Source organism: Cytobacillus sp., from assembly GCF_032154635.1.
Classification (GTDB): Bacteria; Bacillota; Bacilli; order Bacillales; family Cytobacillaceae; genus Cytobacillus.
In genome coordinates this window covers 1-26,908 of sequence record NZ_JALDXW010000044.1, presented here as the reverse complement: position 1 = coordinate 26,908, position 26,908 = coordinate 1, and the positions used below count along the sequence as shown (strand labels likewise).

Sequence of the window (26,908 nt, the reverse complement as noted above, 5' to 3'; positions counted from 1 at the left end):
CTTGTTTTAGCATTTGTTCAATCGCATATTTATCAGAAAGAAATACACCTGACAAATTGATATCAATTGTTCTCTTCCATTGCTCATAAGACAGCTCATGTGCGATTGCATCATTGGCAATCCCCGCATTCGCATACATAATATCAAGCCTTCCGTATTTATCGACAGCTGCAGAAATCATATGTTTTACTTCTTCTTCCTTTGTTACATCTGTTTTCACAAACAATGTATCATACCCATTTGCATTTAATTCCTTAGAAAGCTCTTGTCCGCGATCAGAATAGTCGGCAATGACTACTTTTGCACCTTCTTCAACAAATAAACGAACTGTTGCTTCACCGATTCCGCTCGCTCCACCTGTAATAATCGCTACTTTATTTTCTAATCTCATTATCAGTCACCCCTATTTAAATTTCTTAAAAATGGTCCCTATATTTCAAATGACATTATCTCGCTGTTGCTCCACCATCAATGACAAATTCTGCCCCAGTTGAAAAAGCGGACTCATCTGAAGCAAGGAATAGAACCATATTCGCTACATCCTTCACAGCCCCAAGATGTCCCAATGGGAACAATTCTTTTCCTAATTGATCTTTTGAGCTTCCTGTTACTTGGGAAGCATAGTCAGCCATACCTGTATCAATATACCCTGGATGGATGGAATTTACTCTGACTCCAGCTGCTGCATACTCCATAGCTGCATCCTTCGTCATCATACGTACGGCTCCTTTACTTGCCCCATATAAAACATGGCCGGGAGCTCCGGTTAAACCGGCAATTGATGAAGCATTAATAACAGAACCTTTTTTGTTTTTGGCAATTAAGGGCATAATATGTTTCATTCCTAAAAACACACCTGTCACATTAATAGACATAAGACGGTTCCATTCCTCTAATTCAATCTCGGCAACTGGTTTAATTATATAAATTCCTGCATTATTGAAAAGCACATCCACTTTTTCAAAAAACTTAATTGTTTCTTCTGCAACTCGTTTCCAATCGTCTTCTTTACTTACATCATGACGGATAAAAAGAGCTTCTCCTCCGTTTTCCTTTATTTCTTTAACTACTTGCTGTCCAGATTCCTGGTTTATATCAGTGATAACAATTTTGGCTCCTTCTTTTGCAAATAACAATGCTGTTTCTTTGCCAATCCCTGTTCCACCGCCTGTAATAATGGCTACTTTATTATCAAGTCTCATATGAATCACCTTTTCCTTCTCTTCATATTTGCTTCATCCACTCTTACTAAATCCATTTTGTGAACGAAAACACAAATGTTGAACTGTTCTTTTTTCTGTTCGCAATGTGCGAATGTTGTTTATTGTGTTTGAAAAGATTAACTATTTGTTATAATTCAATTTTACTACTGCATGTTTGAATTACTATCCTCCATATTGCTGTATAATACATAGAAGATTCCCCTTCATCTATAGGGGTAAATTGTGTAAGGAGAATCAATTCATATGAAGCAGCAATCTCATGAATATGAAGAAATCAATTTTGAACAATTCATCATTTTTATAAAAAGCCACAGCAGGCAAATTAGAGAAAATATTACGATATATACAAATCTAGAACCCAATATTATGGAAGAAGATCGAATAATCATTGGTACTTTGCTAGACTCATTTATACATTTTTTGTCTCATCCAGACATTGAAGAAATCAGCAATCATTATGAGGATCATTTAGATACTTGGCTGCAATCCCAAATAACTATATTGAACACAAGGATTTTCAATTATTTTTGCTTGATTTTTGAAAAAGCAATTCTTACCTTAATGGCGAATGTAAAACAGCATAACCGCAACATTTCCATTTTAATGTTTCTATTATCCGTTTTTTCTCATCTTTTTCACAGCTATAAAAAATGTAGTGATGATGAATCGGAAAGTACGTTTTCTAAAAATGAAAAGGAAAACGAGGAACTAAGAAGACTCTATTTACTAGATCAATTGAATGAGATTTTAATCCGTACTTCAGGTAGCAATAACCTTGTACAAGTACTAAAAAAATGCGAGGAGCTCTTCCACTATAAAAGATGTGTATTTTACGCATACATCCCTTGGTCCAATCAGTTTTACGGGGTTATTGGCTCTGAACTAACAAAGGTTCAGAGCATGAGAGGACAGCTTAATAAACAGAGCAGCTTTTTTAATACAAAAGGGCCAATCTTTCTTAAAAACCCTCATAATTATGTAAAGGAAGAACATATTAAACTGTTCAATCTCTCTTCAGTTATTTTTGTTCCCCTCTTTAATCAACAGCAATTATTAGGCTGGTTAACATTCGATCAGGTAGGGGAAGAATTTGATTGTTCGAAAGAAGAGCTAGTCTTACTCGAACAAGTCGGAAAGCGGATTGGACTCTACCTTTCAAGAAATCAGAATGAAGGAAGCAGAATAGCAGAGATTCAATTGACTGAACGAGAAACAATGATCCTCGACCTGCTTGCCGATGGATATGACAACAAAAAAATGGGAGAATTATTGCACTTAAGTGAACATACCATAAGAGACTACATTAGCAACCTCATGACAAAACTAAATGCCAAAAACCGCACACAAGTCGTCTCCAGCGCATTCCGCCTCGGTCTAATCGAATAGGGACAGTCCCTTGTTTCAAAGGTAGGGACAGGGGGACAGGTTCCTTGTCCCAAAAGACAAGGTATAAAATACAGAAATTTGAATAGGACAAAAACGAATATCTAGATGGTTCATATGATACAACAAGTTCGAAGAAATTTGAGGAAGGATGAGGCTTGACATATGTACTATATTCCATCACCTTATTACCCTGTTTATATGCCCTATAGGGATTTAAAGAGCGAAACATTAAATGCCGTTACACCATTTGTTGAGTATGGTTTAAAAGAAGCAACATTTACTTCATACTCTCATGCTATGACAGAAGTAGCAGCAATTGCCTATTTGATCGGAAAAGGCTATGACCCACAAACAGCTTATAAAATGGTTGAATCATGGGAAGTGAATGAACAATTTTAATTGCTGAACTTTTGATTTTATGGACAAAGTGAAAAATTTGGAATAAGAATCAGGTCGTCACGAAATTTGATTACTTTTGTAAATAACACCGATACTCTATTCATAGAAAAAGAATACGAAAGGTCTAACTCATACTCCAACATACAAATGGAACCGTGCTGCCGGTTCTATTTGTTGATTTTTTAGACTGAAACAATTTGACTAACTAAACAATGAAAAGGAGCACGGAAAGATAGCTTTCCGTGCTCCTCTGTTCACTCTTGAGAATCCTTATTTCACTCGAAGTCTTTGGCCAATATAAATGGTATAATTCGCATCAAGTCCATTCCATTCTTTAATCTGTTGGATGGTGCTGCCGTATTTTTGCGCTAAAGAATATACCGTATCGCCTTGTACAACAATATGGTAAACTGCTGTTGCCTTCTTAGGCAGATTAAAGCTTTTCACGATCCCGTTTACATGCCCACGGGCAATACTTTCGATAAATGAGCTTGTCTTTAATTTGGCTGCATCATTGGCGTTATCGATAAATCCATTTTCCGTTAACAGCGCTGGCATATTAGATTCACGAAGCATATGGAAATTTGCCGTCTTTTTGCCTCGATCTGAAAAATTAACAAGTTTCATCACTTCTGAGTGGATATTATTCTGATAGGTTGTGGTCGGTGTTCCTACACCCGGATAAATATAGTCCTCATATCCCGTTCCACCGCCGGCATTAATATGCACAGACAATAAAAAATCTGCTGCCCAAGCATTCGCCGCATTTGTCCGTTCAGATAAAGAAACCGTTTGATCTCCTGTTCGGCTCATTCTAATTGATACGTTATCATATTCATTTAAAAGAATATCTCTGATTCTTGTAGAAATCTGCAATGTAATGTTCTTTTCCTGAAGTCCGTTTCCAATTGCACCCGGATCTGTTCCCCCATGACCTGGGTCGATAAATATTTTTGCCATTATTAATCACCTCATATATTTTTTTGGAAATTATAATCATAAAGCTTGTACAAAATAAACCTCTTACAGACATTGTTTTTAATAAAGTTAATTATTTAAGATTGTGCCGCTCAAGAAATTCTTTCTGAAGCTTTGCTTTCTTTGTTAACGCATACGTATTTTTATAAACAGCATATAGATTGATCCCTAAAGCAATAGCTGCTGAAATCAGAACGACAAACGCATTAATACTGTCCTGCGTAAACCATTCAAACGAAATGCCAATCGTTCCAAAGAAGAAGAAAAGGGCTGTCAAAAAGCCCCCGATCAATGTAGCCATATCCTTTTTCATAATCCTTTCTCCTCTTACAAATTAAAATTCATTGCTGCATAAAAAATAGCCACTGCTCCTCCAATCAGCCCAACAATAAATGCGTTGGTGATTGCGCGCCGTAGCCATTTCGTATCCTCTTTTATATCCTTTAAATCCATCTGGATCTCACGAATATCCCGATCATGAATCAGCGTCTTATCCTGAAGCTGGCGGATATCCTGTTTCATGTCTTCGACAGAGGTTTTGAGAGTGACGATATCTTTTTGGACGAGGTTTAGTTCGTTCATTTGGTGCCTCCTTTCGATATAGCTAGAATATATAAACTTGAAGAATAAATTTGCTCTAGTATTATACAAGTATGTTATTTTATTCCTCCTGGAAATTACTTAGGAACTTATTAACAAAACTTTATACTATCCTAAGTAAATTGTTTTTAAAAAAGCTTTCTGAGTATTTATAGAGTAAGCCTTTACATCAGAAATTGAAGATAAATAAAAAGTTTATGGCTCTTTATTAATTTTAATGGATTAGTTAGTGCGCATTATCATCCGAAAGTGCATTAAGCAGACGGATTCGAAACGATAATCTTTCCGTCTTTATCTACCGAAATATTTAACTTTGTTTTTTCGAGTTCAGCTAATTCCTTATCTCTTCTTCGTTGAGCGATGATTTCCGCTAATGTCATTTGTCATACCTCCAAATGATTGTTACGATGCCATCGGAAAAAGAAAGTTCTGGCACATTTTCAAGAGTCGTGTTTTCAAGTACTAGATTTACTACAATTAAACCATTGGATGCAGGTTTCAATTCAACTATATTTAAAGGGTTTCCTCCTATAGTTAACTGCACATTGTCAGTAATTGCTATTGGAGATTTATCATACTTTTCCTTAAAAACAATACCCTCTACTATTACATTGGTATCAACTTGTTTAGCTTCTAATTCAGTGACTAATTTATATTCATAATCATGGAATATTCTAGACCGATAATTGTTTCCTTCATCTATTTGATAAACTACCCCACTGTCTATTTCGAAGTTCATTTTATACTCCCTCCATTATTCCTCGACTGCCCATAATATTGTGCCATAGTACGATGTGCCGCTAGAGTCTCTACGAATCTTTATTGTAAATCCTGTTTGAAAAGGTAAATTTAGTACTAGTTGCCCCCTGTCACTACCTGCAGTACCCCATATACCGCCACTAGTAGAAGCCAATGATCTGGAGAGTTCACCTAAACTAATTTCAGATACTGAACCATCAAGTGTCATTTGGAGAGAATGAGTTATTTGAGAGGATCCTGATCCATATGATAGTCCTTTTAATATACCTTTACCAGCTACTTTCACCAATTCGACATACGTGCCTTCCGTAGCTATATTTATATTCTCTTGTACAGCTATTTTCCCTCTTAAAGCCATTTCTCGTCACTCCTTTAAGGTATCATTTGTACCATCAAATAGTATTCATTATCTACACTTTGTTGCTTTGCATATTCCTTCGCATTTTGTTCGGCTTTGTCTGCTTTAGCCTGTGCCCCTTCAGGAGTTTCTTTCGCATCCCACTTCGCTCTTTCTCCGATCTTAAGATGCTTCACTTCATCCGCCAAATGCGCTGCAACGTCATTTTTTAAAGTAATTACATCTTCTCCAGTCATTTGTATATATTCCCAACTACCATCTGCTCTTTGTCTTTTAATTGTTGCCATGAGCCTTCACTCCCTTCAAATAAAAAAACACCTTGTTGGTGTGTTTGTGTTAATGCACATTATCATCCAAGAGTTTATTGAACTCTCATTGCCGCACGGTTTTCTAATTCTTTTTTAACGGTAGCATTTAAAAATGTTGGAACAGCAATTTGTCCTGGTTGTGGATTCTCCAATACCCTTAATCCTAATTCCACTAAATCTGCATATAAAGTTACCATTTTATAAAACTCCTTTCATTGTTAAGGTTTCTACTAATTCAGCTAATGCTAATTGGTTGTTGATTTTATCTATTTCCTGTTTTTCTATACTTTCTGCTAAGGCTAGTTGTAGACCTAACCTCTCCTCTTCTAATGCCTTGATACGTTCATCCGGAGTAGGTTCCTTTGGTGGTGCTTCAATAACTTTTTCAGCACCAAAGACAATTTCACCATTCACAATGGTAAATTCATGCGTTACTGTTTTCTGAATAATCGTTTCATCTACTAACCGAATTTCTGAATAATCTTCTTTTACTCCACCATGAGTTTTTACAACATGTTCAATATTATGAGTGGAATCATATGTCTCTTGGGTAAAGAAGGAGGATGCGGTTTCTTGTAACAATGACTGACCATCTGATTTCCGATATATTATTATATGCATATGTTTTCCCTCCTTTTAAGCAATCGCAACCCAATAATAATTATGAGAAGGGACATTTGGCCCATCAGTATTACCATTATAACTGACATAAAACCCATTTGAAGCAACTGCATTTCCAGGAGTAAACCAACTTATGCGATCAAATATTCTTACTGCCCCATTAACGTCAATATAAATTAAAGTACCCCCATTACTTCTATTTAAAAGAAAAACGGCTTTAGGGGTAAACCCTACGTTAATAAATCTGCTGTTTGTTGCATCCCCACCATAAGTACCACTAGCTGTTATCCCAACTCCTAAACTTGCAAGCAATGTAGATGCATTTCCTAAATGTAATATAGGTTCTGTCCCAACTTGCCATTGTTTGCTAGGAAAGTTAAAAAATAGATCCTTTCCAGTTTGGTAAACTGTATTATCATAAACTGATATTCCAGCATTTCCATCTATCGCATTTGAGGGGCGATTAAATTTTATTCTTCCTCCGTCTTTATTAATTTCTAAGTCACCTGTTAACGCCCCACCAGTTCTTTGCAATGCTCCTCCAATTTTATCGTGTTCCTCTTGAGTCACATGCTTTACTTCATCCCCCAAATGCCCATCAATCTCCCCTTTCAAACTCTCAAAGACTGTCCCCTGATACGTATCATCACTAGTATCAAGCCACAGTCTCCCTTCCTTAACGCCATCAGGAGGGGTGTCTTGTTGAATGATCGGATCGTTTCCTTCAAGAGCATCGGCAATCCCCTGCTCAATGCGATTGAAGTCTGCCTCCGTTGGAATATCATCATACTTCCAGTCTGTTTTCGGCTGAAATTTCATCTATTATGCCTCCTTTACAAATATAGTTTGTGAAAGAATCGTATCTGATGAGATAGGAACGTATACATGATTAGAAGTAATGACATTATCCCATTCATCTTTTAGTTCAATTTGTTGAATCGTTTCGACAGAGCCAAACGGTACTGTGTATCTCATCGAAAGCTCATTTGCTGCTACTTTTTTTAGATCAAAATTAGGAACTTGATAGGTTCCATTTAATACGACCTTATTAATCTTCTTATCTGTGAAGATCGCCACTTCGCTTAGAAATTCCTCAGAAATCACTTAATGATCACCTCCTTTCCTCCTGCAGCAAATGGTGTGCTGCCGAGCTTCCATGTTGTTGAGAGCCTTGTCATTCTCGTTACTTGCCTCATAGAGATATGCTCTTTAAACAAAATCGTGTTGCTTAATGCCGTTTGCTGTTGATAGACCATGCTTGCGGGCTTTACTGTCTTAATCGTATGCTCAACCTCTTTAAAAACCTTCGCATCACCTATATCAGCTGCTATTGATAAAATGCTGGATAGCCAATCGGCAGAGACTGCTGCTCTCCCTTCCCCTACTAAAAAGTTAAGTCTATCTTGAAGGAATCGTAAGGTAAACGGTACTTTCGTTGATTGACGGTTAATTATTCTTCGTTTTCGAAAGTCTAAACTTTCCGTTTCTGGATCCGCCTGAATGTTAAGTATCTTTTCGCGACGTTTAATGGCGTATTCGTTCGCAGTCTGCACAAAACGATTACGAAAGGTTTGATCTATTTCCGCTTCAAGCAATTGAACCTCTTTATCAACAGTTTTAGCAATTTCCAAAAACTCAGGAATGTTATGAAAAATTGGCGGCAAATGAGTTATATATGCTTCAGCCATTTAAAATCACCTGGTCTACGAAAGGAATTTTTTCGGCATCTAGTTCGACATTTACTGAAGAACCATTTATAGTCGTATTGGTTACATCCACAATATTAGGAATCGTTAAAATCCGCGCCTCTATTTGAGATAAACGAATAATCGTCTTAGCTTCGTTCTTCCAATTTTTGCGCAGAGATAGAAAATAATCCTTCAATATCGCCTCAATATCACCCACTACTTGACCAATCGTCACACCGTCCGCTAAGGTAATCGTTGACTCGATAGTTAAAAGAACTTTAGCTGCACCAGTAATCGTTACAAAATGGTTCATTGGCGCAAGTCCAAGCCCTTGTCCCTGAACAGGAATTGGATCTACTTTTTCTTGTATTTCCTGAATAAAATCTGGAGAGGGTTCATCAAAGTCGCTTGTAAGAACACAGCATTTAACAGAACCTCCGCCTTGCCATGCTGGGAAAACCTTTGTACCTCCGATGCCATCCAGCGTATTGAGCATCTTTTTATAATCTGCCACATTGCCTCCGAAAGGTTCCTCATTTACTTCCTCAAAGAATCGTTCACGCAAAGCCTCATCTTCTTCTTCATTTTCACCAGGAATCAGAACATCAGCTAATTGTGCTTCAACTAGTCCAGCAATGTATTCAACTGGAAGCAGTACACCAAACTGTTCATTCCCCGCAGTCCCAGCAGTCTCACATTTCAAAATAAACTCACCTAAATCAAGCCTGCTTTCAACCAGATAATATAAATTCCCAATTGAGAAGCGGCTATTAATTGGGACATCCATCGGGGTTTCATTCGCCCCGTAAAACTTTCCTTTTCTTTTCGCAAAAGTAGCAAGGTTTTTATTTATCCCATGCTCACTTGTCCCTCTCGCTAAATATTCTCCATCCGCAGAGTCAACAAAAGAAAGATTATTGTGTACATCTAAATCGGCATAAATTTCAGCAAGAATATAGGCAACTGGTGCAATGGCTGTATAAATCGGAGAGCTTTCACGTTTATCAAAATTGGCTGATACCCTGCTTAGCATGCGATCAATTAAATATTCAGGTGTCATATGTTCATACATTCTAATTCACCTCCGTAGCTTCCTGAAAGCTTCCATATTCTGTTACAACCGTAAATGTTACTAGCACGTTATGATCATTAAAAACAAATTGGAAATCTTCAATGCTAGTTACTCGATCATCTTGAAGAAGCGCTTCAGTTATGCGGCGAGCTAGCTCTGATTTCACATATATGGGGTTCGTCCCTATTAAATTTTCTAATTCAATACCGAAATGATCACTGTATATCATGTGCTTAAAACGTTCTGTGTGCAAAATAATAAAGACCGCCTGCTTAATTGCAGCAAGCTGATCTGTCATGCCAGACATTCGTTTTTTCTGAAAATCAATCTTATACGTCAGGCTCGGCATCGCCACCAATTCAAGCTCTTCAATAAAATCAGACTGTGGGATTGTCATGTTCACACCACCTTATCAAGGACCACAAATTGCTGTCCGCCTTGCACTCGCAGCAGGATCACTTTATCACCATTTTTTAAACCAGCTCGAATGATAAGCGGCTTAGAAGGCGATGTGGTTTCTCCATTTGCCGATGAGTGAGTATGCTCGTTTTCCTCATACCGGGTCAGCCTTTCTGTGAGTACTAAAAAATCCTCTGTGAGAGTGAATTTTTGTTCGACATTCACTTCAAGAGGATTCGATTTTGTTACGGTTCCAAATAGAATATGAACAGGATTTTGTGCGTGTATAGCTCCAACCCCTGCTTGTTTAATGATATTGATCATGCTCATTTTATATCACCTTCAAATCCAGCGACATCGTATGATCTGCCCCTTCCCAACTATGAGTACATTCATCAACTAAAAAATACTGACGGATGCCAAATTCACTTAGAATAATAGGAACGAAGCATCCTGCCCGAATCCTCAAGTCCCCAATCGCACTAATTTTTATTTTCCTATGTTCACGATTTTTAAGAGTGGCCAATTGATCTAATAGATTATTAATTTGAGCTTCATTCATTTTTTCATCTGCCTTATGAAGAAGCTGGAGACGGCCCCATTTTGCCATATTGCTGCTATCCTCTGCAATATATACATCACGTTTTCCCGTTTCTTTATTATCACGAATGATTTTGATGCGATTATATGTTTCATCATCGATAGACTTTTCGTAACTATAATCATGCATTAAGCTTTCATCCCCAATAACAACGTCTGCCTTCATGCTGTTACTATTCTTTAAAGTTAAAGCACCAAAGTGATCATAAAAAACATAATTTTTCGTTGTGGCGATTAATGTTAAATCAAGTGATTTACAGATCGTGTCAAGAAGCTTTTTATCATCCTCTATCAATGTTGGGATTTGGTGTTTTGTATCTTCAATTACACCCAGCTTTAATTTAAGATCATTCGCTATTTTTTTTATTACTTGGGTGGCTGTTACATTCGTGCCTACATAGGTTTCATTTGTCATTAGATAGCGTATTTGATCATAGGCAGTGATCTTGACCTCTTCACTTTTCCCGCTTCCAATTTTAAAAATATAGCCGTAAAACACTGGCTGATTTTCGTCCTTTACGCGGATAACATCGCCATTATTACATTGGAATGCTTTATCTTGATGTGGTGAGCCTTTGATCATCGTCAGCTCCAAACTAGAAGCACGGCCGATCCTCGTCGTTTTCCATGTAACATTTGAAACCATATTTGATATATCCCAGACATTCCCGTTTTTGTTATCTAATAAAATTTCCATTGCTACCACCTACTTTGGAGGCAATTTCACTTCCAGTCCTATAGGAAGCTTTCGCAGCTCTGACTCTTTAATATTATTTAGCTTTTGTATTTCTTTATAGCGAGAGCCACTGCCTAAAAATTTTTGTGCAATTTTCCATAAACTATCACCTTTAACTAGTTTATACGTTTTTGCCGGAGCCCGATTATCCGGGCGAGGGGATGCTTGCTTGTTGGCTGCAGCTTTCTTAACAACTTTCACCTTTTGAGCTGCATAATGCACATATTTTTTCAAAGACAGCTTGTATTCAATGTCGCCAACGGCACCGCCTGCCTCTTTCCACTCAAATGCTTCAATACTTGCAAGTGTATTAATAGAAAAAGTTGAACCTGTAAAGACGAAGCGAATCGGCTGCTTCGAAGCCATCCACTTCCGAATGTAATCCACATAGATTTCTGGTTCAAGTGCTCTTTTTGCTACCATGGAAGGATTTTTCTGAGATGGGAAAACACCTTCAAATGTATATTCAGTCAGCGATGGATCTTTTAAAACATTGATTTCCCCTATTCCTGAAATATGATAGGTTTTATTGCTATTAGCATCCTTGATTTCAATAGAAGAGGGATTCTCAGGCAGCTGGAATCCCTCCGCTTCATTATTAAATGAAAGCCATATTCCATAATCAGTCATTACATATACACACCCTCAGCTGCAGCATAAAATTCTTGTTCCAGCTTTTGTTCAATCCTCGCAACAATCGTATTAATGTCTGCTTCTTCCCGAACGCTTATCCCTTCGACTTTTACGCTCGGTTGCAGCGACACGAAATTCTGGATCGACTTCATTTCTGCCAGTTCTCTCATCGTTTTTATGTCTTCACTGGAAATATCTACAGTATCATTGATTTTGCCTACTTCTCCAACTTTATCGATGTTCGCGAATTGGTTACCGCCATTATTCATATTAGAAAAGCCGGTACTGCCATTATTCATATTAGTGAAATTATTGCCACCTGGCATACCCGGTTTATCTTTAAAAAAGTTATTACCTGCAAAACTTTCAAGTCCATCAAATTTCCCAAGATTTTTAGCAAAACCACTGCCAGATTTGTAGCCTTTTTGAAATGATTCAGGAACTGATTTCAAGTCCATACGTGGGATATTAACGATATTTTTATCACTTTTAGGCTCTTCTAGATTATTCACAAAGTTTTTAAGTTTGTCAGATAGTCTAGTACTAGCACCACTTTCAAACTTCTTGACCTCCTGAATATCAACACCTGGAATTTTGTTCAAAGCCCTAATCAGTGCATTTATGCCCCCTATCGCTATATTTGCACCACTTACAAATACTTTCCCTAATATATCAGCCGCCATATCAAACGAACCTGTTAATGCAGCTAGATTATTCATTGCCATTTTAACAAGATCATAAAAGAGCTTCTTAACTGCATATACAGGGTCGATGAATCGATTAATTAGAAATTCCGCCAGCATCGCAAAAAAGTTCCAAATATTAGCGATGCCATTGTAAATAAGAGCAAAGAGTGTGGTAAAAACCCCTGCAACGAAACCAATAATTTGATCTGTTGTAACGCCAAATTGCCGAATGATAAAAACTAAAAGCCCTACCGCAGCAACGATTAATAAAATGGGCCAATTGGCAGCAAGCCATGCCATGGCTTGCATTAAAATGGGCTGTACCATCCCCCAAAGTCTAACAATAATCGAAGGGATTAGCGTTGCTCCCCAAGTCAAAAGCATAGCTGAAATCTCCGGCAAGTAGGTTAAAACAAAGTTTAAAACTCTCCCAATAACATCTGTTAAGAATACGAAGCCTCTTACAACAAGATCAATCCCCATTGCTAAACCACTGAAAAACTGCTCACCATTTGCAGAACTTAACCAAGCTATAAAACCCTGCATCTGCTCCGTTATTAAGCTTAGTGGTCCTCCAGCCTGATTAAGATTCCCAATAAATTCAGCGAATTTATTTTTCATAATATCTGTTGCACCCGCAAAAGTTAAAGGCATATGGCTGAACATTCCATCTATTACAGTGCTTTGATTTTCAAAAGCCTTTACGATCATGTCTGCTGTCAGCTTTCCTTCTTCTCCCAATTTCTGCAGCTCAGTTTCAGAAATACTTAGCCCCGCTGATAAAACATCCATAATAGCAGGTGCCGATTTGCTCATTTCTCTGAATCCGGAATCTTGCATTTTTCCATTTCCCAGTGCCTGAATCATCAGTTGACTAACATTATCCTTAGTCCCTTTGTCTGCTCCACCTATATCAAGGGTTTTATTAAAGCTTTCAGTAAAAGCCAGCATATCGTCATTATTCTTAAAAACACCTTTTGTAGCTGCTCCAAGTGCTGAAACAAATCCTGCTGTCGACTGATAGCTGGAAGCTGTACGATTTGCAATATCTAAGACTTGCTGCTGTAATTGAGCCTGTGTTCTCAAACCGTCATTAATAAATGATAATCGCGTATTCACTGAAGTAATATTATCTGCATACGACATCGTAGCATTCATGGAGTTCCAAACCTTTCCTATATCTTGCGAAAAACTATCTATTATTCTTAAATGATTACTAAAACCTTTTAACACTGACATTAATCCAGACGTCTTCTCCACCACCTTTTCAAAAGCAGAAAAGCACCCTTTATACTTGAGTGCTTTCCATTTACTTTATCTTTTATTTCGAGACATCATCCGTGCTTTCGCTTCTTCCTTTCTATCCTGTTCTATTCGATAATCAATCATCGCGTAGATGACTGCTTTTTCTCGTAGACTCATATTCATCAGTTCATGTGGAAGAATGCGGAGCTTATGGAGGGCATAGTATGCATAATTTGCATCTGCATCGCCCTCCTTGATTAGTTTTTTGCGTATTGAATCATTTCATTGATATCAAATCCGTTTGCTTCTTGTACCTTTTGGCAAAGCCTTGAATACTCACCAGATAAAAGCATTTCTTTAAGTAAATCCTCAGCCCCCATAACACCATAAGACTTTTGAAGATCAGGATCCTTTAAGTTAGGAAAAACAACGCTTTCGGTAACAAGCTTGGCAGCGTAGGATTCCCCATCAATATTCCCTTTTTTATCACGTGGTGTATTTTTTCTAATTAATTCATTCTCTTTTTCACTCATCGAGCGAATTTTCCAAGGGATTAGTTTACCGTTTTCATCAATAAATCTCTCAGAAATAATCACATCTAGCTGTTTATTACACTTAACATTTTGAGAAAAAAATGCCTGCAGTTTACTCATCTTCTTTTCCCCCTTAATTTGTTGGTGCTACAAAACTCTCCAAAATATCCACATCATCAAAAGTGAAATTTGTTTCTTCTTCAAGAAATTCACTTTCTGTGTCAACCTTTGCCATGATCACGTTGTCTAAGTTAACATTTTTTAAGACGACGGTTTGTCTTCCGATACTTGATGTAGGATCTTCATTCACAATTTGAATGTCAAAATAGACATCTTTTCCGGTCTTAATATAATCAAGCATCAGCTGGCGGAATCGTGTCGTCACATAGTAAATAGTCATACTTCCTGTGCCGTTCCATCCAGTCGCTTTGTGCTGCGTTCCTCTTCGGCCAAGAGCTTTCATTTCTGATTTTTGCTTTTCAACGGTCGCCTCTAGCGTTTTAACATAGAACATTTCTTCCACATTGCCATTAATGGTTGCGTAAGCTCTTCCTTCCTGTCCAGAGATCGCATCTCTTGCTTGTAAAAATGCCATATTACTTCACCTGTACTTTCATATAAATTTTCTCAATCGAGTCTACTGGCTGCACATGTACTTCAACATAAACACTGTCCGAATCGCTGCCTGCTTGGATTGTGACATCCCTTTGCGCATCAAAGTTTTGAATGGCATTAACATTTTGCAGCATTAATAAATAGTTGTTCAATTCATTACGTAAAAGGTTGCGGCCATCAGCATGATTGTCTACTTTTCCAATGTAGAACTTTTCAAAGATTCGTTTAATATCTTGATTAATGCCGTCAAGCACACGAATGACACGATTCTTTGAAAAATGTTTGCCCTTCTTCGGTGAAAAGCTTTTAAGCGTATTAATATCCTGCTCGACCATCGCAAGGCCATTGCTTTGAACAAATACAAACTCGCCATTCTTTAATGCTGCTTCAATTTGTGAATTGGTATATCGAGGCTCAGCATCTACTGCATCATCATAGGCCTGGTAGGTTAGAGATTCATTAACGTCAGCTGCCGCAGTTGCACCAGCCACCCATGCTACTGCTTGGTTAGCGGATAGTGCTGTTCCATCGGATAGAATCACTCCATTTTTCACACTGATGACGCCTTCCCCGTCAGCTATTGGATAATTTTCAACAACAAGCTGAACCTTAACGCCTTCATCACTACGTAAGCGATTTACAAATGAGCTATATAGTGATTTCAGTATGGTATCGGCTGCTGTTAATCCAATCGTGTTAAATTCAAAAACCTCAATGGCACTTAAATAATCTAAATGATCCTGATTCGTGGCAATGCCGTCTGATCCATTTGCCAAAGAAATTCCTGCTGTTTCGGTCAAGACTCCCGTTCCGTTAAAAGTTACCCAATCATTGGAATGCAGCTGCTCGATGGATTCTACCGTTTGTAAATCCATTTCAGCACCCTCAACAAGTGTTTGGACATCAAATTTAGTCGCATCATCAATGTTTTTTTGAACTGCAATCGAGATATCATTTCCTCTAACCCCGCTATATTTTGCTGTAATCGTTAGGGTATCTGCAGTTGCTGTCGCCTTTGTTCCTTCATTCAATCGATAAAGAAGCACTTTCTTCGCTCGTTTCAATGCCTCGCGAACAAGTAATAGCTCTGGATCTGTGATGCTATACCCTAGCTTCGCTCTAACATTTTCACCTGCTTCAATCTCAAGCACTTCTTTTTCCACCCCCCAGCTAAGAGGAAGGGCAAATGTAACAATGCCTCTCTCACCAAGTGAACCTAATGGTTTCGGTTCGCTTTCAAAATTGATGTATACACCCGGTCTTACTTTATTCATCGCTGTATAAGTGCCGCCTGCCATTATTTAGCCTCCTTTTTTAAAAAAGCGCTGATTAATTTATCAGCTTGTTCCGCCGTATATTTTTCATCATCCTTAAGTACTGTTTGAAGTAAATCCCTTTTATCGGCAAAGCGATCCGAATTTAGAAACTGCTCTTTTGAAAAGCCTGCCTTATTCTTTGGTTTAATCATGGACAAATTCCTCCTGTTCAAGCTTTTGCATCTTAATTTGATTGGTTTTCTCCTTTACAACATAAAAGTCGTAATCAACAAAAAAGTGAAAAACCCCTTCAATGATTTCGTGCCTCATGTTTAATGCATGGACTAAGCTTCCTTTTAAATCGATATACTCTAAATACCGGTACAGCTGTTCAGCAATTGCATCTATTTCCTCGATTGTGTTCGCTGAACTAGGTAAATAGATGATATCAAAGGAATGGCTCCGCTTATATCGCCTGTTGATTTCCTTTATTTGTTTAGTCGAAAGCAGCTTAACAAAAAAACAAGGCCCCTCAACGCCTTGTTTTTGCTCTTCATGTATAGTTATTGAAGAAAAATAAGTCTTTAAAGTTGCCATTACTGCCTTTCGCATTTCATTTATGGTGATCATTCACTCCCTCCTCTCTGTTGCATCATTTATCAACTCCAAAAATTATGAGTTGATTTGTAAAGATTTTTTCATTATTTAATCACCTCCCTTCAAGTAAGTTCTCTAACGCCGACAATAATAAACGGCAAATAAAAAAGCACCTACTTTTTTATTTAGTAAGTGCTCTTTACAAACAATTTTTTAATATGGAAGATGCTTGCTTCATCCCTTGACCTCATTTTACACTGCAAATTTCTTCTGTTTCAACTCATGCGTAAAGTGGCTGGTTTGGCAGATATGGTTCGAGTAATTCGTAATTTTGCTTAAGCACGATTCCATAATAAAAAGCACTTACTTTTAACATAAGCAAGTGCTTCATTCTACAGTATACTAATTTTTACGTGACCGTTTTTTCCTTTTTCTTCAAGAAACTGGTTTCATCTTCTTTTTACGTGACCGCTTTTTTCTTTTTCCTAAAGAATCAAGTTCTATTTCTTAAAAAAAGTGGCAATCGTGATGATCACTCGCCTTGACCTCATTTTACACACTAGATTTATCCTCTTTCAACTCATGCAAGAAGTGGCAATTTTGGTGGATATGGTCGATCATTTCATTTTTTAAGGTTCGTACTTTTTCTCTGGAAAGTCCTAAATGAGCTGCAATGGCTCGGTAGCTCATGCCTTCCATCATGCAATCCATCAATGTAAGCTCTTGGTCATCGACTAAATAAAGTTCAGCAATTTTTTCAACCGCAAATACTTTTTTTCGATACATGTTTAACCGCTTATATAATCGTCTCTCTCTCACATCCAACGCTTCTAATTCTGCTTGACTCTTTAGTAAACTCCCTTTTGGCATGGCTGCTTCTATTCCATATTGAGTGACCCCGATACTTTTTATTGGTACAGAAAATCCAAAAATAATTTTTTCTAATCGACTCACTTCCTTACGTAACCAATGATAATCATAAATTAGTTTTTCAATTTCATTACAATTCATTGATATGCCCTCCTATTGATAATTTATTTATCCAACCCCCTAAAAAAAAAAATCAAAACAAGTTGACCGGATAATTAAATATTCCTATAATAAATATTAGATAATAAAATTATCATTTTTGTGGTAATTAGATTACTGATAAACTTCTTTAGAGTAGGTAATTAGATTATATCGGATAAAAATATTATCCGTCAACCGGAAACGGATAATTTATTTTTCATTAGAGGTGAGACCACGATGACTCTTGGACAAAGTCTAAAAAGCCTTCGCAATAAAAAAGGGCTAAGTCAATATGAAGTTGCTGACAAGCTGGGGATAAAAAGGGGGCGATATAATTCTTGGGAAAATGATATAGCAAAACCACGCTTTGACATGCTCGATAAAATTTGTGAGTTTTTCAATATTCCTATGAATGATTTGATTGGCCATTCTGAAGACACAATGTATGTTTCTTCTAACCTATCGCCTCTTTCTGAAAAGGACGAAAAAGACATTGCAAAACGAATGGAAAAAATCAAAAATGATCTAACTAGTGAAGACGGATTAAGTTTTAATGGAGAGCCTATGAGCCCTGAGGCAATCGAATCACTATTAGAGGCAATGGAGTATGCTGTTCGCCAAACACAACGGATTAACAAAAAATACGTTCCTCATAAATACAGAAAAGAGAATGAGTAGGGATGCGAGGCGATATCATTGGGATGGATCAAAACAATAGTTAATGAAATAAAGAAAAAGCACAAAACTTCTGACCCATTCGAGCTTGCATCTTTAAAGAAGATACACATTATTCCATGGGATTTACATGAGGAAATTTTGGGCTTTTATAAATATGATAAAAGAAATAAATATATTTTTATTAATAACAATTTAGACAATGAGATGCAGAAATATATATGTGCACACGAATTAGGACACGCCATCCTGCATCCAAGGGTAAATACTCCTTTCTTAAGGAAAAACACACTTTTTTCATTAGATAAGATAGAGGTTGAGGCGGATATCTTTGCCGTTGAAATCTTAATACCAGATGAGTTTTTATATGAAAATAAGAACAATACCACTACTATTTACGATGCCTCTGCAACTTACGGCGTACCTTCAGAGATTATTCATTTAAAAAAGTATTAGAGGTAGTCGGCTAAAGATCGAAATAACTAGAAAGAACGATCGTACGTCTTTTCGTACGATCGTTCTTTATGGTTATTAATTTCGAATCTGATCCTTTTTATTCCTTAATGCTTCAGGAATATAGACACAAAACGGTTCACTTTCTAAATAATCACCTGTTACTGCATAGGCTCTTGAACGAGAACCGCCACAGACAAAGCGATACTCACAAACTCCGCACTTTCCTTTATAATTATTGGGATCACGTAATTCTTTGAAAATTTTCGAATCCCTGTAAATCTCTTTTAATGGAGTTTCTTTAATATTTCCTGCTTTTATTGGCAGCAGTCCGCTTGGGTACACATCACCTATGTGTGATACGAAGGCAAAGCCGTTTCCATCATTCACACCCCGTGGCGCACGTTTTAATCCATCCACCATAAATGCCATGTCTTTTGTAATCGTGTCTTCATAGCGAATATTTCCTTTGCTTAAAGCCTTTTCGCGCACCTTTTCTTGCAGAACGACTCGGCGGTAATGCTGTGAGGCAGTTGTTTTAATATCATAAGGAGCAGTTTTGCTTAAGTCATACAGCCAGCGGAATACTTTTTCATGCTCAGCAGGTGTAATGCAATCCTTCATTTGTCCTCTGCCAGTCGGAACGAGAGTGAATACATACCACACAACCGCCTTCAGTTCCTTTACCAGCTCAGCCATTTCTTCAAGATGATCATAATTGTACCTATTTATCACTGTATTAATTTGATGTGACATATGTAGTTCATTCAAATACTGAATCTTTTCAACGGTTAAATCAAATGAACCTGGCGTTCCACGAAAAAAATCATGAATTTCTGGTGTAGGCCCATCAAGGCTAAATCCCCATCTGGATAAGCCTACTTCTTTAGCCATCATCATTTTTTCCTTCGTTACATTAGGAGTAGCACTCGGCGTCATCGAAACTCGCATGCCTTTTTTCACTGCATAGTCTGCAAGCTTATAAAGATCCTCCCTCATCATACAGTCCCCGCCTGTAAACACGAGCATGGGATTATTCATTTCGTAAATTTGATCAATTAGATTTATTCCTTCTTCATGTGATAACTCATCAGGATGGGGAGTTGTTTGTGCCTCAGCTCTGCAATGTACACATTTCAGCTGACATGCTCTCGTTGTTTCCCAAATTACGATAAATGGATTTTCATTGTAATCAATCATTGGATGCATTATTTTTCACCATACTTTACTTATAATATGTTTGAATACCTATACAGGTAATATAATGCATCTTGATTCGCCTTTTAATAGAGTTCACTAATTCTACTTACGTACGTATGTATGCTGAAAATAATACAAATCTGACATTACGGCATGTAGTGATACAATTTGAATTCACGATTTATTCACATTTTTTAATTAGCAGTTTAAATACTAGATCATTTTATATCCATCCTTTATTTTTCGCCTTCTCAATTGCCTGCTGTCTCGTTGCAACCTCTAGTTTTTGAATAGCAGAGGACAAATAATTTCTGACCGTTCCATCTGTGAGATATAAGGCACTAACAATTTCTCTTGTCGTCATTCCTTCCTTCGCAAGACGGAGTACATCCATTTCCCTTTCAGTTAATGGATTGACCTCCTTTAAAAATAATGCTGCAGTTAAGTCATTACTTAATACATGTTCACCCCTATTCACTTTACGAATAGCTTCAATTAGGAAATCGATTGGTTCATCTTTTAATAAATAACCATCTACTTGGGCATCCATTGCTTTTTGTAAATAGCCTGATCGAGCAAATGTAGTCACGATAATTACCTTTGATAAATGATTCTCTTGCTTCAGTTTTTTTGCAATTTCAAGACCTGACATGGAAGGCATTTCAATATCCAATAAACACACATCAGGCTGATATTTCATAATCGCATCCCATGCCGCCAAGCCATCTGCTGCTTCGGCTACGACTTCGATATCATTCTCGAGCTTTAATAAAGAAGCTAATGCACCACGAAGCATTTGCTGATCTTCTGCAATTACAACTCTAATCACTTCATTTTCCTCCCATTCACATGAATTGGTACCCTCAATGTGATCATGCAGCCACCTTGAGGATTATCATGAATGTCACAGTGTCCTTGTAGCACATCGATCCGTTCCTTAATGGACTGTATTCCATTTCCTTTTCCTTCCTTTAATTGACCATTGCCGTCATCTATTACTTGAATGCAATAATATCCATTTTCTTCATATATAGAAAGTGTACAATGGGTAGCCTTGCTATGCTTGACAATATTCGTAATTGCTTCCCTTATAGAAAGTGCCAGCATTGTTTCAGCAACATTCGTTAATAACGGCAACCGCTCTTCCTTCTTATGCATCATAGCAATGCCTGCGGTTTGTAAGACTTTTTGTGATTGATCAATTTCTTCTTTAAGCGAGACAAACTTCATATCTGAAACGAGTTCCCGAACTTGCTTTAACGCAAAACGGGATGTATTTAAAATATCATCTAACTCCTGCTTTGCCTTGTCTGCATCTTTTTCAATTAACCTCTTTGTTAACTCGCTTTTCAGTTTTATCATCGTTAATGTTTGCCCTAGTGTATCATGTAAATCCCTCGCAATTCGCTGCCTCTCCTTCTCCAAAATAAGCTGAGCATTTGCCGTATCAAGTTCCTCTTGAAGAACATTTGCCTTTTTACTTATAAAAATAACTACCGGCAAAAGCATCTGTACAATCATAAAGGGGAAATGCAGCGTTTTGATCATTGCAAATAGGCTATCTGCTGTTAATAAACCGAATAAAATATACATCACTGCAATGCCAATGATCCCGATGCCAAGATCTAGCTTACGTTCTGCTCTTCCAAGCAAATCAGCAAAAATAAAGCCAAAAAGTAAAATCCATTTATCCACATAAACAGCTAATAGCATAAGAATGAGGCAGCCTGCAAAACTAGCTGCAGGCAGCCGCCAATCCTTATGCCACAGACAGATATAAAAGCTTATTAAATACAAAACAACTAATAAAAACTGCCCTGGATACCCCATTGCTCCATTCGTAATGCTAACTTTATAAATTAATACCACTATAGCAATCATATCAATAAGCAAATACTTTTGAATCTGATCGAGAGGATAAAGCTTTTTAAGCATTATGATGAACTCCTTTTATTTCGTTCCTACTAATCTTGAAGTATATCTTCTAGCTGCTTCCATAGGACCAAACTTATAATGCTGAAGCCACTTATTTGCAAAAATAACTTGAAGTGAGCTAATAAACAGCCAAATAAGAACAATCGCTAGGGAATCTACCTTTCCGCCCAGCCCGATGCCCCAGCCGTAAAAAACAATGGAAGCAATGATATTTTGCATAACATAGCAGCTAAGCGACATCTTTCCCACATTTTCAAGCTTGCCCCATAGCCAAAAGGATTGGGTTTCTTCTACTATTTTAGCAATAAATGCTAAATAACCTAAAGATAATATAGGTGCAAATAGATAACGCACCGGGAAATCAAAAATGCCTCCTGGCACAAAGATGAGCAAATTTAGCGGAAGGCCTACAAACAAGCCTAATTTAAATAACTTTCTCCTCTGTCGCTTGCCATTTTCATCTGGGGCAAAGACACCGGATCTCATGAGACGAACGCCAAGCAAAAAGAGAAATATATTCATAGGAATAACAAAAATAACCTCTGTACGTAAATATACAAAATTTAATAGACGATATTGAATCTGCTCTATCCAGCTTCCATTTTGATAAAGAAATACGATTTCTTTCATATCTCCAAATGATACATTCGACGCTGAAAATCCAAGAGCCATTCCTTGCGCTAAAAGCAGCAGCATAAAACCGCCGTGAAGTCCTCCAATGATCTTCATCGCCCTCACGATCACCCGGTCACCGCCCTTTACAATAAAGGAAACAATGATCGCCGTTACCCCATAGCTCATTAAGATATCGTATTCCATGACTAGTGTGAAATGAATAAATCCCTCCATCATTAGAATAAAGGAAGTCCATAAATAAACACCTGGCCAAGCATTCCCTTTTCTTAAAGACTGCTGGTATTTTAATTCGAGACCTACCCCAAACATAATAGTAAGTAATCCAAGCAGCTTACCATTCACCAAAAATAAAATAAATATCCTGATAAAATCTTGAACGGACTCCCACCATGCAGAATGGTCATATGTGAAAATATAAGACAGGTCCCCTAAGTACGCAAAGATCCAGATATTTGTTCCTAAAGTCCCAAGCACGGCAAATCCCCTTAGAATATCTAGTAAACGAATCCGTTTGTTGTTTACATTCATGACTATCCAATTCCTTTCCAGATTGTGATAACTTTATTGTAGCTCCGGGAAATAGCAATCAATATTCACACATATCAGGAGTTTTTTATGACAGGTGTCATACAAGAAAAAAAATAGACCTGCTTATGGGAGCACGTCCACTTTTAAATCTAATGATTTATGTAAAACTCCATAAATTAAAAAATCCGAGATCTCATCAAAGAGACTCGGATCCTAATGTATTTAAAAATCAACTTGAACATCTCCATCATTGGAAACGATTTCTAGCTTATGTTCTGTATTTGCCTTATTCATTGCCTTTCCTTCAAAATTATTATCATTAATTGAAATATCGCCAAATTGATTGCGAATTGTATAGCTAAGCTCTGATTCTTTATTAGAAAGCTTCAAATCAATGTCACCAAAGCTCGAATGAATAACAGTGTTTCCTAGAAGCTTACCTTGAATGTCAATATCTCCATCATTGCTCTTCATTGTAAGCCCTTGACTTGAAAATTCTCTGAGGGTAATATCGCCAAACTTATTATTAAAAACAGTTGAAGCAGCTTCTATCCCATTAATTTCTGCATCGCCATCATTCATTTCCACGTGTAACTTTTCTGTTTTCACCTTGCTTCCAGAAATATCTCCAAATCCATTTTTAATTGTTAATTCATTAGATTGCAATTTCTTGATTGTAATATCCCCGTCGTTCGAATGAATGTCCATTTTATCCACTTTCATCTTATCTAAGCGAGTATCGCCAAATTGGTTCACTATTGAGATATCAGAGAATTTCGCGTCGCTTGGAACATAAATCTTAATAGTTGGCTGCGGAATGCTCGTTAAAGTAAAATTAAGGGAAATTTTCGGGCCAGACTTTTGATCTTCACTTGTTAGAATTAGTGTGTCATTCTTAACTTCATGTGTAACCTCTATTCCTTTTAATGTCTTTATTTCGAGTTTATATTCGGATGAGGGAATGATCTCTACATCCACATCTTTGAAATCAGCCTTTATATTTGCAAAGGAAGGCAGAGAAAATTCTTCCGTTATCCGATCCTCTGGTCCAATTACTTGAAAGCCATTCTTCGTATTAGTAATGGCAAACCTTGCCCCTGCTGATAAGCCAGCCACGCCAAGAATAATTCCCACCACAATCATGCAGCTCGCAATGATCGTCAATGTTTTTCTAGAAGTTTTCATTGTACTTTCCCTCCTTACGTCTGCGTGTGATTTTGTCGAAAAGCCTTTTCAGCCATTTGGCTAATGAATGACTGATATTCTTTGTAACTAATACAAGTGGAGGGAATAAAAGAATTCCTATTCCAGAAGCGGTTAATCCCATGCCAATAAAGAAAAGAGACGTTTGCCAATGCTGTGTAATTACAGCAAACCCTGCAACTATGCTCGCAATTCCAGCTAAAGCAAGAGATACATTCAGAAGGAAGAAGGTTAATAAAAAGCTTCCACAAAGCAGTACTACAGTAAATACAAGACAAAAAACAAGTAATAGCAATGGCAAAGCAATCGGTGATGCGAGAATAGCTAGAATGATGAGCCACACAGCTGACAGCCCTTTTTTTGCTGTACTCGATTCATTGTCTAAATCTTTTATAGCGTATTCAGCTAAAATTTGTGATGCAACGAGGGCTGGAGAACCTAGATATGCAATTGCATTTTCCGTATTATCTTCTCCGGCCTCTTCAAAGTATTCATTATAAAAATCCAAGGCAGCTTCTACCTCTTTGTTCGGTAATTTTTTAAGCTTGCGCCGAAGCTCCCTTATATATTCTTCTCTACTCATGATTTATTCCCCCTAATAGGACTGAATCAATTTTTTCCTTATAATCTTTCCACTCTTCAAGCAGCTCCTCATACTTGGAGCGACCGCTTGCGGTTAATTGATAATACCGGCGATTTCTTCCTTGAAAAGGCTGATCATAGGTTGTTAAAAACTCTCCTTTTTGCAGCCTCCGCAAAACAGGGTATAGCGTCGATTCCGATATATCCATTACCTCGCGCACTTGCTGTGTAAGAGAATACCCGTATGCATCCTCCTTCGCTAATATGGCAAGGACACAAGCATCAAGCAAAGAGGAGCCAAGCTGAAATGACATAAAGTACACCTCCACGTATTATACATTAGCCCATATTATATACCGTATAGTATTAGTGTCAGAGATATTATATGACGTATAATATGTTGTGTCAACGTATATTGCTGATAAATTTCTCCACTTTAACAAGAAATGATTAAAAAAAGGAGAACACAATCCTATATAATCGTGTCCTCCTTTTATTTCGCTTATATTTCAGTTTTTTAATATTTTAGGGCAATATTTTTCACCTGTGTATAGTTCCGTATCGCTTCTAATCCTTTCTCTCTTCCAAAACCGCTTTTTTTGTATCCGCCAAATGGCTGGGCAATGCCCCCGCCAGCACCGTAATGATTGATGAATACTTGGCCGCACTGAAGCTCATTTGCTACACGATGGGCACGGCCGGCATTTTCAGTCCATACGCCTGCAACAAGACCATATGGGGTCCCATTCGCTAGTTCAATTGCCTCTTCCTCAGTTTCAAAAGTCGTAACTGTTAGAACAGGACCAAAAATTTCTTCTTGTGCGAGGTGATGGGAGGGTGGGACGTTATCTAGAATTGTTGGCTGCATATAATATCCAGATTCACACCCTTTAATAAAAGCACGCTGCCCGCCAGTTGCGATTGTGATTCCATCTTTCGTAGCAAGATCAATAAAGCCTTTGATTCGTTCAAACTGTTTTTGGGAAAGCACCGGTCCTAAATCATGGTTGGCCATCCCTGGTCCAATCGAGAGACTCTCCATTTTCGCTGCTAATTTTCGAACAAAATCGTTCTTAATTGTTTTTTCAATAACTAAACGAGATCCCGCTGAGCAGGTTTGTCCGGCATTTTGGACAATCGAACGCATCACCCATTCTAATGCATTTTCCTCATTGCAATCGGCAAACACAATATTTGGGGACTTTCCTCCAAGTTCCAGTGTAACAGGGACAATATTTTGGGCCGCCGACTCCATCACTCTTTTTCCAGTCTCCACCGAACCGGTAAATGTAATATGGTTTATACCTGGATGTGAAGAGAGTGCCGCACCTGCTTCATGGCCATAGCCTGTTACGACATTAATAATCCCTTTTGGAAGTCCAAGCGGTTCAATGACTTCAACAAGCTTTAGTGTTGTTAGCGGTGTATCCTCAGCAGGCTTAAGTATAGCTGCATTCCCTGTTGCAATCGAAATCGCAATGCTCCTTGCTGCAATTTGCAGCGGATAATTCCATGGAATAATATGTCCAACAATACCAAGTGGTTCTCGGACCGTATAATCAATAATTCCCGCTTCAATTGGAATCGTTTCTCCTAAAATTTTGTCAGCAACCCCCGCATAAAACTCAAAATAACGGGCGGCAATTTCTACATCCGTTTCTGATTGCGCAATTGGTTTTCCCACATCCATTGTTTCTAATCTAGCAAACTCATCTTTATTTTCACGGATTATCTCAGCAATCTGATAGAGAAGCTGCCCTCGTTTATATGGCTGGAGTGATTTCCATTCTAATGAGGAAAACGCATTTTTAGCTTCTTTAACAGCCCGATCAATTTCTTCCTTATTCCCCCTTGGAACGAAAGCAATCGTTGAGCCATCTGCAGGATTCTTCACTTTTATTAAATTCGCTTCATCTGGCACAACCCATTCCCCGCCAATAAAACAGCCATACACATTCACATCTGCAGCGTTCACTTTATATTCCCCTTCCGC

At 37.7% G+C, this 26,908-nt stretch carries 38 protein-coding genes; 4 read left to right on the top strand and 34 right to left on the bottom strand.

Going from position 1 to position 26,908, the window contains the following annotated elements; all coding sequences use genetic code 11:
- The coding region (locus RUH74_RS20905) for an SDR family NAD(P)-dependent oxidoreductase (protein WP_313803661.1) at positions 1 to 391 on the bottom strand (391 nt) is incomplete at its 3' end.
- 55 nt (positions 392 to 446) lie between these two features.
- Entirely contained in the window at positions 447 to 1,202 is a 756-nt protein-coding gene (locus RUH74_RS20900; RefSeq protein WP_313803658.1) for an SDR family NAD(P)-dependent oxidoreductase, read from the bottom strand.
- 264 nt (positions 1,203 to 1,466) lie between these two features.
- Here RUH74_RS20900 and RUH74_RS20895 point away from each other — a divergent pair, with 264 nt between their 5' ends.
- Positions 1,467 to 2,609 carry a LuxR C-terminal-related transcriptional regulator gene (locus tag RUH74_RS20895; protein ID WP_313803655.1) on the top strand — a complete coding sequence of 381 codons (1,143 nt, stop codon included), beginning with the start codon at positions 1,467 to 1,469 and terminating at the stop codon, positions 2,607 to 2,609.
- Between the two features lie 162 nt (positions 2,610 to 2,771).
- On the top strand, positions 2,772 to 3,008 hold the full coding sequence (locus tag RUH74_RS20890) for a hypothetical protein (RefSeq protein WP_313803652.1): 237 nt from the start codon (positions 2,772 to 2,774) through the stop codon (positions 3,006 to 3,008).
- 270 nt (positions 3,009 to 3,278) lie between these two features.
- Here the strand turns inward: RUH74_RS20890 and RUH74_RS20885 are convergent, their stop codons facing one another.
- The 24 genes from RUH74_RS20885 to RUH74_RS20770 all read right to left on the bottom strand — a co-directional run bounded on the left by RUH74_RS20885 (position 3,279) and on the right by RUH74_RS20770 (position 17,703).
- A complete protein-coding gene (locus RUH74_RS20885) occupies positions 3,279 to 3,968 on the bottom strand; it encodes an N-acetylmuramoyl-L-alanine amidase family protein (protein WP_313803650.1) in 690 nt (229 codons plus the stop codon).
- A 91-nt stretch (positions 3,969 to 4,059) separates the two neighbouring features.
- On the bottom strand, positions 4,060 to 4,299 hold the full coding sequence (locus RUH74_RS20880) for a phage holin (protein WP_313803648.1): 240 nt from the start codon (positions 4,297 to 4,299) through the stop codon (positions 4,060 to 4,062).
- Positions 4,300 to 4,313: 14 nt separating this feature from the next.
- A complete protein-coding gene (locus RUH74_RS20875) occupies positions 4,314 to 4,568 on the bottom strand; it encodes a hemolysin XhlA family protein (protein WP_313803645.1) in 255 nt (84 codons plus the stop codon).
- A gap of 272 nt (positions 4,569 to 4,840) precedes the next feature.
- The gene (locus tag RUH74_RS20870) at positions 4,841 to 4,966 is read right to left on the bottom strand and encodes a hypothetical protein (RefSeq protein WP_313803642.1); all 126 of its coding nucleotides are present in this window, start codon (positions 4,964 to 4,966) and stop codon (positions 4,841 to 4,843) included.
- A complete protein-coding gene (locus tag RUH74_RS20865) occupies positions 4,963 to 5,325 on the bottom strand; it encodes a hypothetical protein (RefSeq protein ID WP_313803639.1) in 363 nt (120 codons plus the stop codon). The genes RUH74_RS20870 and RUH74_RS20865 overlap by 4 nt, the downstream gene beginning before the upstream one ends.
- Before the next feature lie 15 nt (positions 5,326 to 5,340).
- Complete coding sequence (locus tag RUH74_RS20860) at positions 5,341 to 5,703, bottom strand: hypothetical protein (protein WP_313803636.1); 363 nt, start codon at positions 5,701 to 5,703, stop codon at positions 5,341 to 5,343.
- A gap of 14 nt (positions 5,704 to 5,717) precedes the next feature.
- The gene (locus tag RUH74_RS20855; RefSeq protein ID WP_313803635.1) at positions 5,718 to 5,990 is read right to left on the bottom strand and encodes a hypothetical protein; all 273 of its coding nucleotides are present in this window, start codon (positions 5,988 to 5,990) and stop codon (positions 5,718 to 5,720) included.
- 74 nt (positions 5,991 to 6,064) lie between these two features.
- A complete protein-coding gene (locus RUH74_RS20850) occupies positions 6,065 to 6,208 on the bottom strand; it encodes a CD1375 family protein (protein WP_313803633.1) in 144 nt (47 codons plus the stop codon).
- Between the two features lies 1 nt (position 6,209).
- Complete coding sequence (locus tag RUH74_RS20845; protein ID WP_313803630.1) at positions 6,210 to 6,632, bottom strand: hypothetical protein; 423 nt, start codon at positions 6,630 to 6,632, stop codon at positions 6,210 to 6,212.
- A gap of 15 nt (positions 6,633 to 6,647) precedes the next feature.
- Positions 6,648 to 7,451 carry a hypothetical protein gene (locus RUH74_RS20840; RefSeq protein WP_313803627.1) on the bottom strand — a complete coding sequence of 268 codons (804 nt, stop codon included), beginning with the start codon at positions 7,449 to 7,451 and terminating at the stop codon, positions 6,648 to 6,650.
- Between the two features lie 3 nt (positions 7,452 to 7,454).
- Entirely contained in the window at positions 7,455 to 7,736 is a 282-nt protein-coding gene (locus RUH74_RS20835; RefSeq protein WP_313803625.1) for a ketopantoate hydroxymethyltransferase, read from the bottom strand.
- Entirely contained in the window at positions 7,733 to 8,320 is a 588-nt protein-coding gene (locus tag RUH74_RS20830; protein ID WP_313803623.1) for a putative phage tail protein, read from the bottom strand. Before RUH74_RS20830 ends, RUH74_RS20835 begins: the two co-directional genes overlap by 4 nt.
- On the bottom strand, positions 8,313 to 9,392 hold the full coding sequence (locus RUH74_RS20825) for a baseplate J/gp47 family protein (RefSeq protein WP_313803620.1): 1,080 nt from the start codon (positions 9,390 to 9,392) through the stop codon (positions 8,313 to 8,315). The genes RUH74_RS20830 and RUH74_RS20825 overlap by 8 nt, the downstream gene beginning before the upstream one ends.
- A gap of 1 nt (position 9,393) precedes the next feature.
- Positions 9,394 to 9,789 (bottom strand): DUF2634 domain-containing protein, encoded by a 396-nt coding sequence (locus RUH74_RS20820; protein WP_313803617.1) that lies wholly within the window; start codon positions 9,787 to 9,789, stop codon positions 9,394 to 9,396.
- Positions 9,790 to 9,791: 2 nt separating this feature from the next.
- Positions 9,792 to 10,121: a DUF2577 domain-containing protein gene (locus RUH74_RS20815; protein WP_313803614.1), complete on the bottom strand. Its 330-nt coding sequence runs from the start codon at positions 10,119 to 10,121 to the stop codon at positions 9,792 to 9,794.
- Between the two features lies 1 nt (position 10,122).
- On the bottom strand, positions 10,123 to 11,088 hold the full coding sequence (locus tag RUH74_RS20810) for an XkdQ/YqbQ family protein (protein WP_313803611.1): 966 nt from the start codon (positions 11,086 to 11,088) through the stop codon (positions 10,123 to 10,125).
- Between the two features lie 9 nt (positions 11,089 to 11,097).
- Positions 11,098 to 11,757 (bottom strand): LysM peptidoglycan-binding domain-containing protein, encoded by a 660-nt coding sequence (locus tag RUH74_RS20805; protein WP_313803608.1) that lies wholly within the window; start codon positions 11,755 to 11,757, stop codon positions 11,098 to 11,100.
- The gene (locus RUH74_RS20800; RefSeq protein WP_313803605.1) at positions 11,757 to 13,685 is read right to left on the bottom strand and encodes a tape measure protein; all 1,929 of its coding nucleotides are present in this window, start codon (positions 13,683 to 13,685) and stop codon (positions 11,757 to 11,759) included. Before RUH74_RS20800 ends, RUH74_RS20805 begins: the two co-directional genes overlap by 1 nt.
- A gap of 263 nt (positions 13,686 to 13,948) precedes the next feature.
- On the bottom strand, positions 13,949 to 14,344 hold the full coding sequence (locus RUH74_RS20795; RefSeq protein ID WP_142108101.1) for a phage tail assembly chaperone: 396 nt from the start codon (positions 14,342 to 14,344) through the stop codon (positions 13,949 to 13,951).
- A gap of 13 nt (positions 14,345 to 14,357) precedes the next feature.
- The gene (locus tag RUH74_RS20790) at positions 14,358 to 14,819 is read right to left on the bottom strand and encodes a phage tail tube protein (protein WP_053478964.1); all 462 of its coding nucleotides are present in this window, start codon (positions 14,817 to 14,819) and stop codon (positions 14,358 to 14,360) included.
- A 1-nt stretch (position 14,820) separates the two neighbouring features.
- Positions 14,821 to 16,137 (bottom strand): phage tail sheath family protein, encoded by a 1,317-nt coding sequence (locus tag RUH74_RS20785; protein WP_313803591.1) that lies wholly within the window; start codon positions 16,135 to 16,137, stop codon positions 14,821 to 14,823.
- On the bottom strand, positions 16,137 to 16,307 hold the full coding sequence (locus tag RUH74_RS20780) for a hypothetical protein (protein ID WP_313803588.1): 171 nt from the start codon (positions 16,305 to 16,307) through the stop codon (positions 16,137 to 16,139). Before RUH74_RS20780 ends, RUH74_RS20785 begins: the two co-directional genes overlap by 1 nt.
- Positions 16,300 to 16,725: a phage tail terminator family protein gene (locus RUH74_RS20775; RefSeq protein WP_313803586.1), complete on the bottom strand. Its 426-nt coding sequence runs from the start codon at positions 16,723 to 16,725 to the stop codon at positions 16,300 to 16,302. Before RUH74_RS20775 ends, RUH74_RS20780 begins: the two co-directional genes overlap by 8 nt.
- A 519-nt stretch (positions 16,726 to 17,244) precedes the next feature.
- Positions 17,245 to 17,703, bottom strand: coding sequence for a helix-turn-helix domain-containing protein (locus RUH74_RS20770; RefSeq protein ID WP_313803583.1), 459 nt, complete (start codon positions 17,701 to 17,703; stop codon positions 17,245 to 17,247).
- Between the two features lie 237 nt (positions 17,704 to 17,940).
- Between RUH74_RS20770 and RUH74_RS20765 the strand changes: the two genes are divergently transcribed.
- Both RUH74_RS20765 and RUH74_RS20760 read left to right on the top strand, forming a co-directional pair.
- Positions 17,941 to 18,381 (top strand): helix-turn-helix domain-containing protein, encoded by a 441-nt coding sequence (locus RUH74_RS20765; protein ID WP_313803580.1) that lies wholly within the window; start codon positions 17,941 to 17,943, stop codon positions 18,379 to 18,381.
- Positions 18,382 to 18,399: 18 nt separating this feature from the next.
- Positions 18,400 to 18,834: an ImmA/IrrE family metallo-endopeptidase gene (locus RUH74_RS20760; protein WP_313803578.1), complete on the top strand. Its 435-nt coding sequence runs from the start codon at positions 18,400 to 18,402 to the stop codon at positions 18,832 to 18,834.
- A 75-nt stretch (positions 18,835 to 18,909) separates the two neighbouring features.
- Here RUH74_RS20760 and RUH74_RS20755 read toward each other — a convergent pair whose 3' ends face one another.
- The 8 genes from RUH74_RS20755 to RUH74_RS20720 form a co-directional block, all read right to left on the bottom strand.
- Positions 18,910 to 20,031 (bottom strand): TIGR04053 family radical SAM/SPASM domain-containing protein, encoded by a 1,122-nt coding sequence (locus RUH74_RS20755; RefSeq protein ID WP_313803663.1) that lies wholly within the window; start codon positions 20,029 to 20,031, stop codon positions 18,910 to 18,912.
- Positions 20,032 to 20,254: 223 nt separating this feature from the next.
- Positions 20,255 to 20,860 carry a response regulator gene (locus RUH74_RS20750; protein WP_313803575.1) on the bottom strand — a complete coding sequence of 202 codons (606 nt, stop codon included), beginning with the start codon at positions 20,858 to 20,860 and terminating at the stop codon, positions 20,255 to 20,257.
- Entirely contained in the window at positions 20,857 to 21,966 is a 1,110-nt protein-coding gene (locus tag RUH74_RS20745; RefSeq protein ID WP_313803572.1) for a sensor histidine kinase, read from the bottom strand. Before RUH74_RS20745 ends, RUH74_RS20750 begins: the two co-directional genes overlap by 4 nt.
- Positions 21,967 to 21,981: 15 nt before the next feature.
- On the bottom strand, positions 21,982 to 23,130 hold the full coding sequence (locus RUH74_RS20740) for a DUF418 domain-containing protein (RefSeq protein WP_313803570.1): 1,149 nt from the start codon (positions 23,128 to 23,130) through the stop codon (positions 21,982 to 21,984).
- 222 nt (positions 23,131 to 23,352) lie between these two features.
- Entirely contained in the window at positions 23,353 to 24,315 is a 963-nt protein-coding gene (locus RUH74_RS20735; RefSeq protein WP_313803568.1) for a DUF4097 family beta strand repeat-containing protein, read from the bottom strand.
- A complete protein-coding gene (locus RUH74_RS20730) occupies positions 24,302 to 24,916 on the bottom strand; it encodes a DUF1700 domain-containing protein (protein WP_313803565.1) in 615 nt (204 codons plus the stop codon). The genes RUH74_RS20735 and RUH74_RS20730 overlap by 14 nt, the downstream gene beginning before the upstream one ends.
- A complete protein-coding gene (locus tag RUH74_RS20725; RefSeq protein ID WP_313803562.1) occupies positions 24,909 to 25,229 on the bottom strand; it encodes a PadR family transcriptional regulator in 321 nt (106 codons plus the stop codon). The genes RUH74_RS20730 and RUH74_RS20725 overlap by 8 nt, the downstream gene beginning before the upstream one ends.
- Before the next feature lie 203 nt (positions 25,230 to 25,432).
- A complete protein-coding gene (locus tag RUH74_RS20720) occupies positions 25,433 to 26,890 on the bottom strand; it encodes an aldehyde dehydrogenase family protein (RefSeq protein WP_396230125.1) in 1,458 nt (485 codons plus the stop codon).
- Positions 26,891 to 26,908 lie beyond the last annotated feature (18 nt).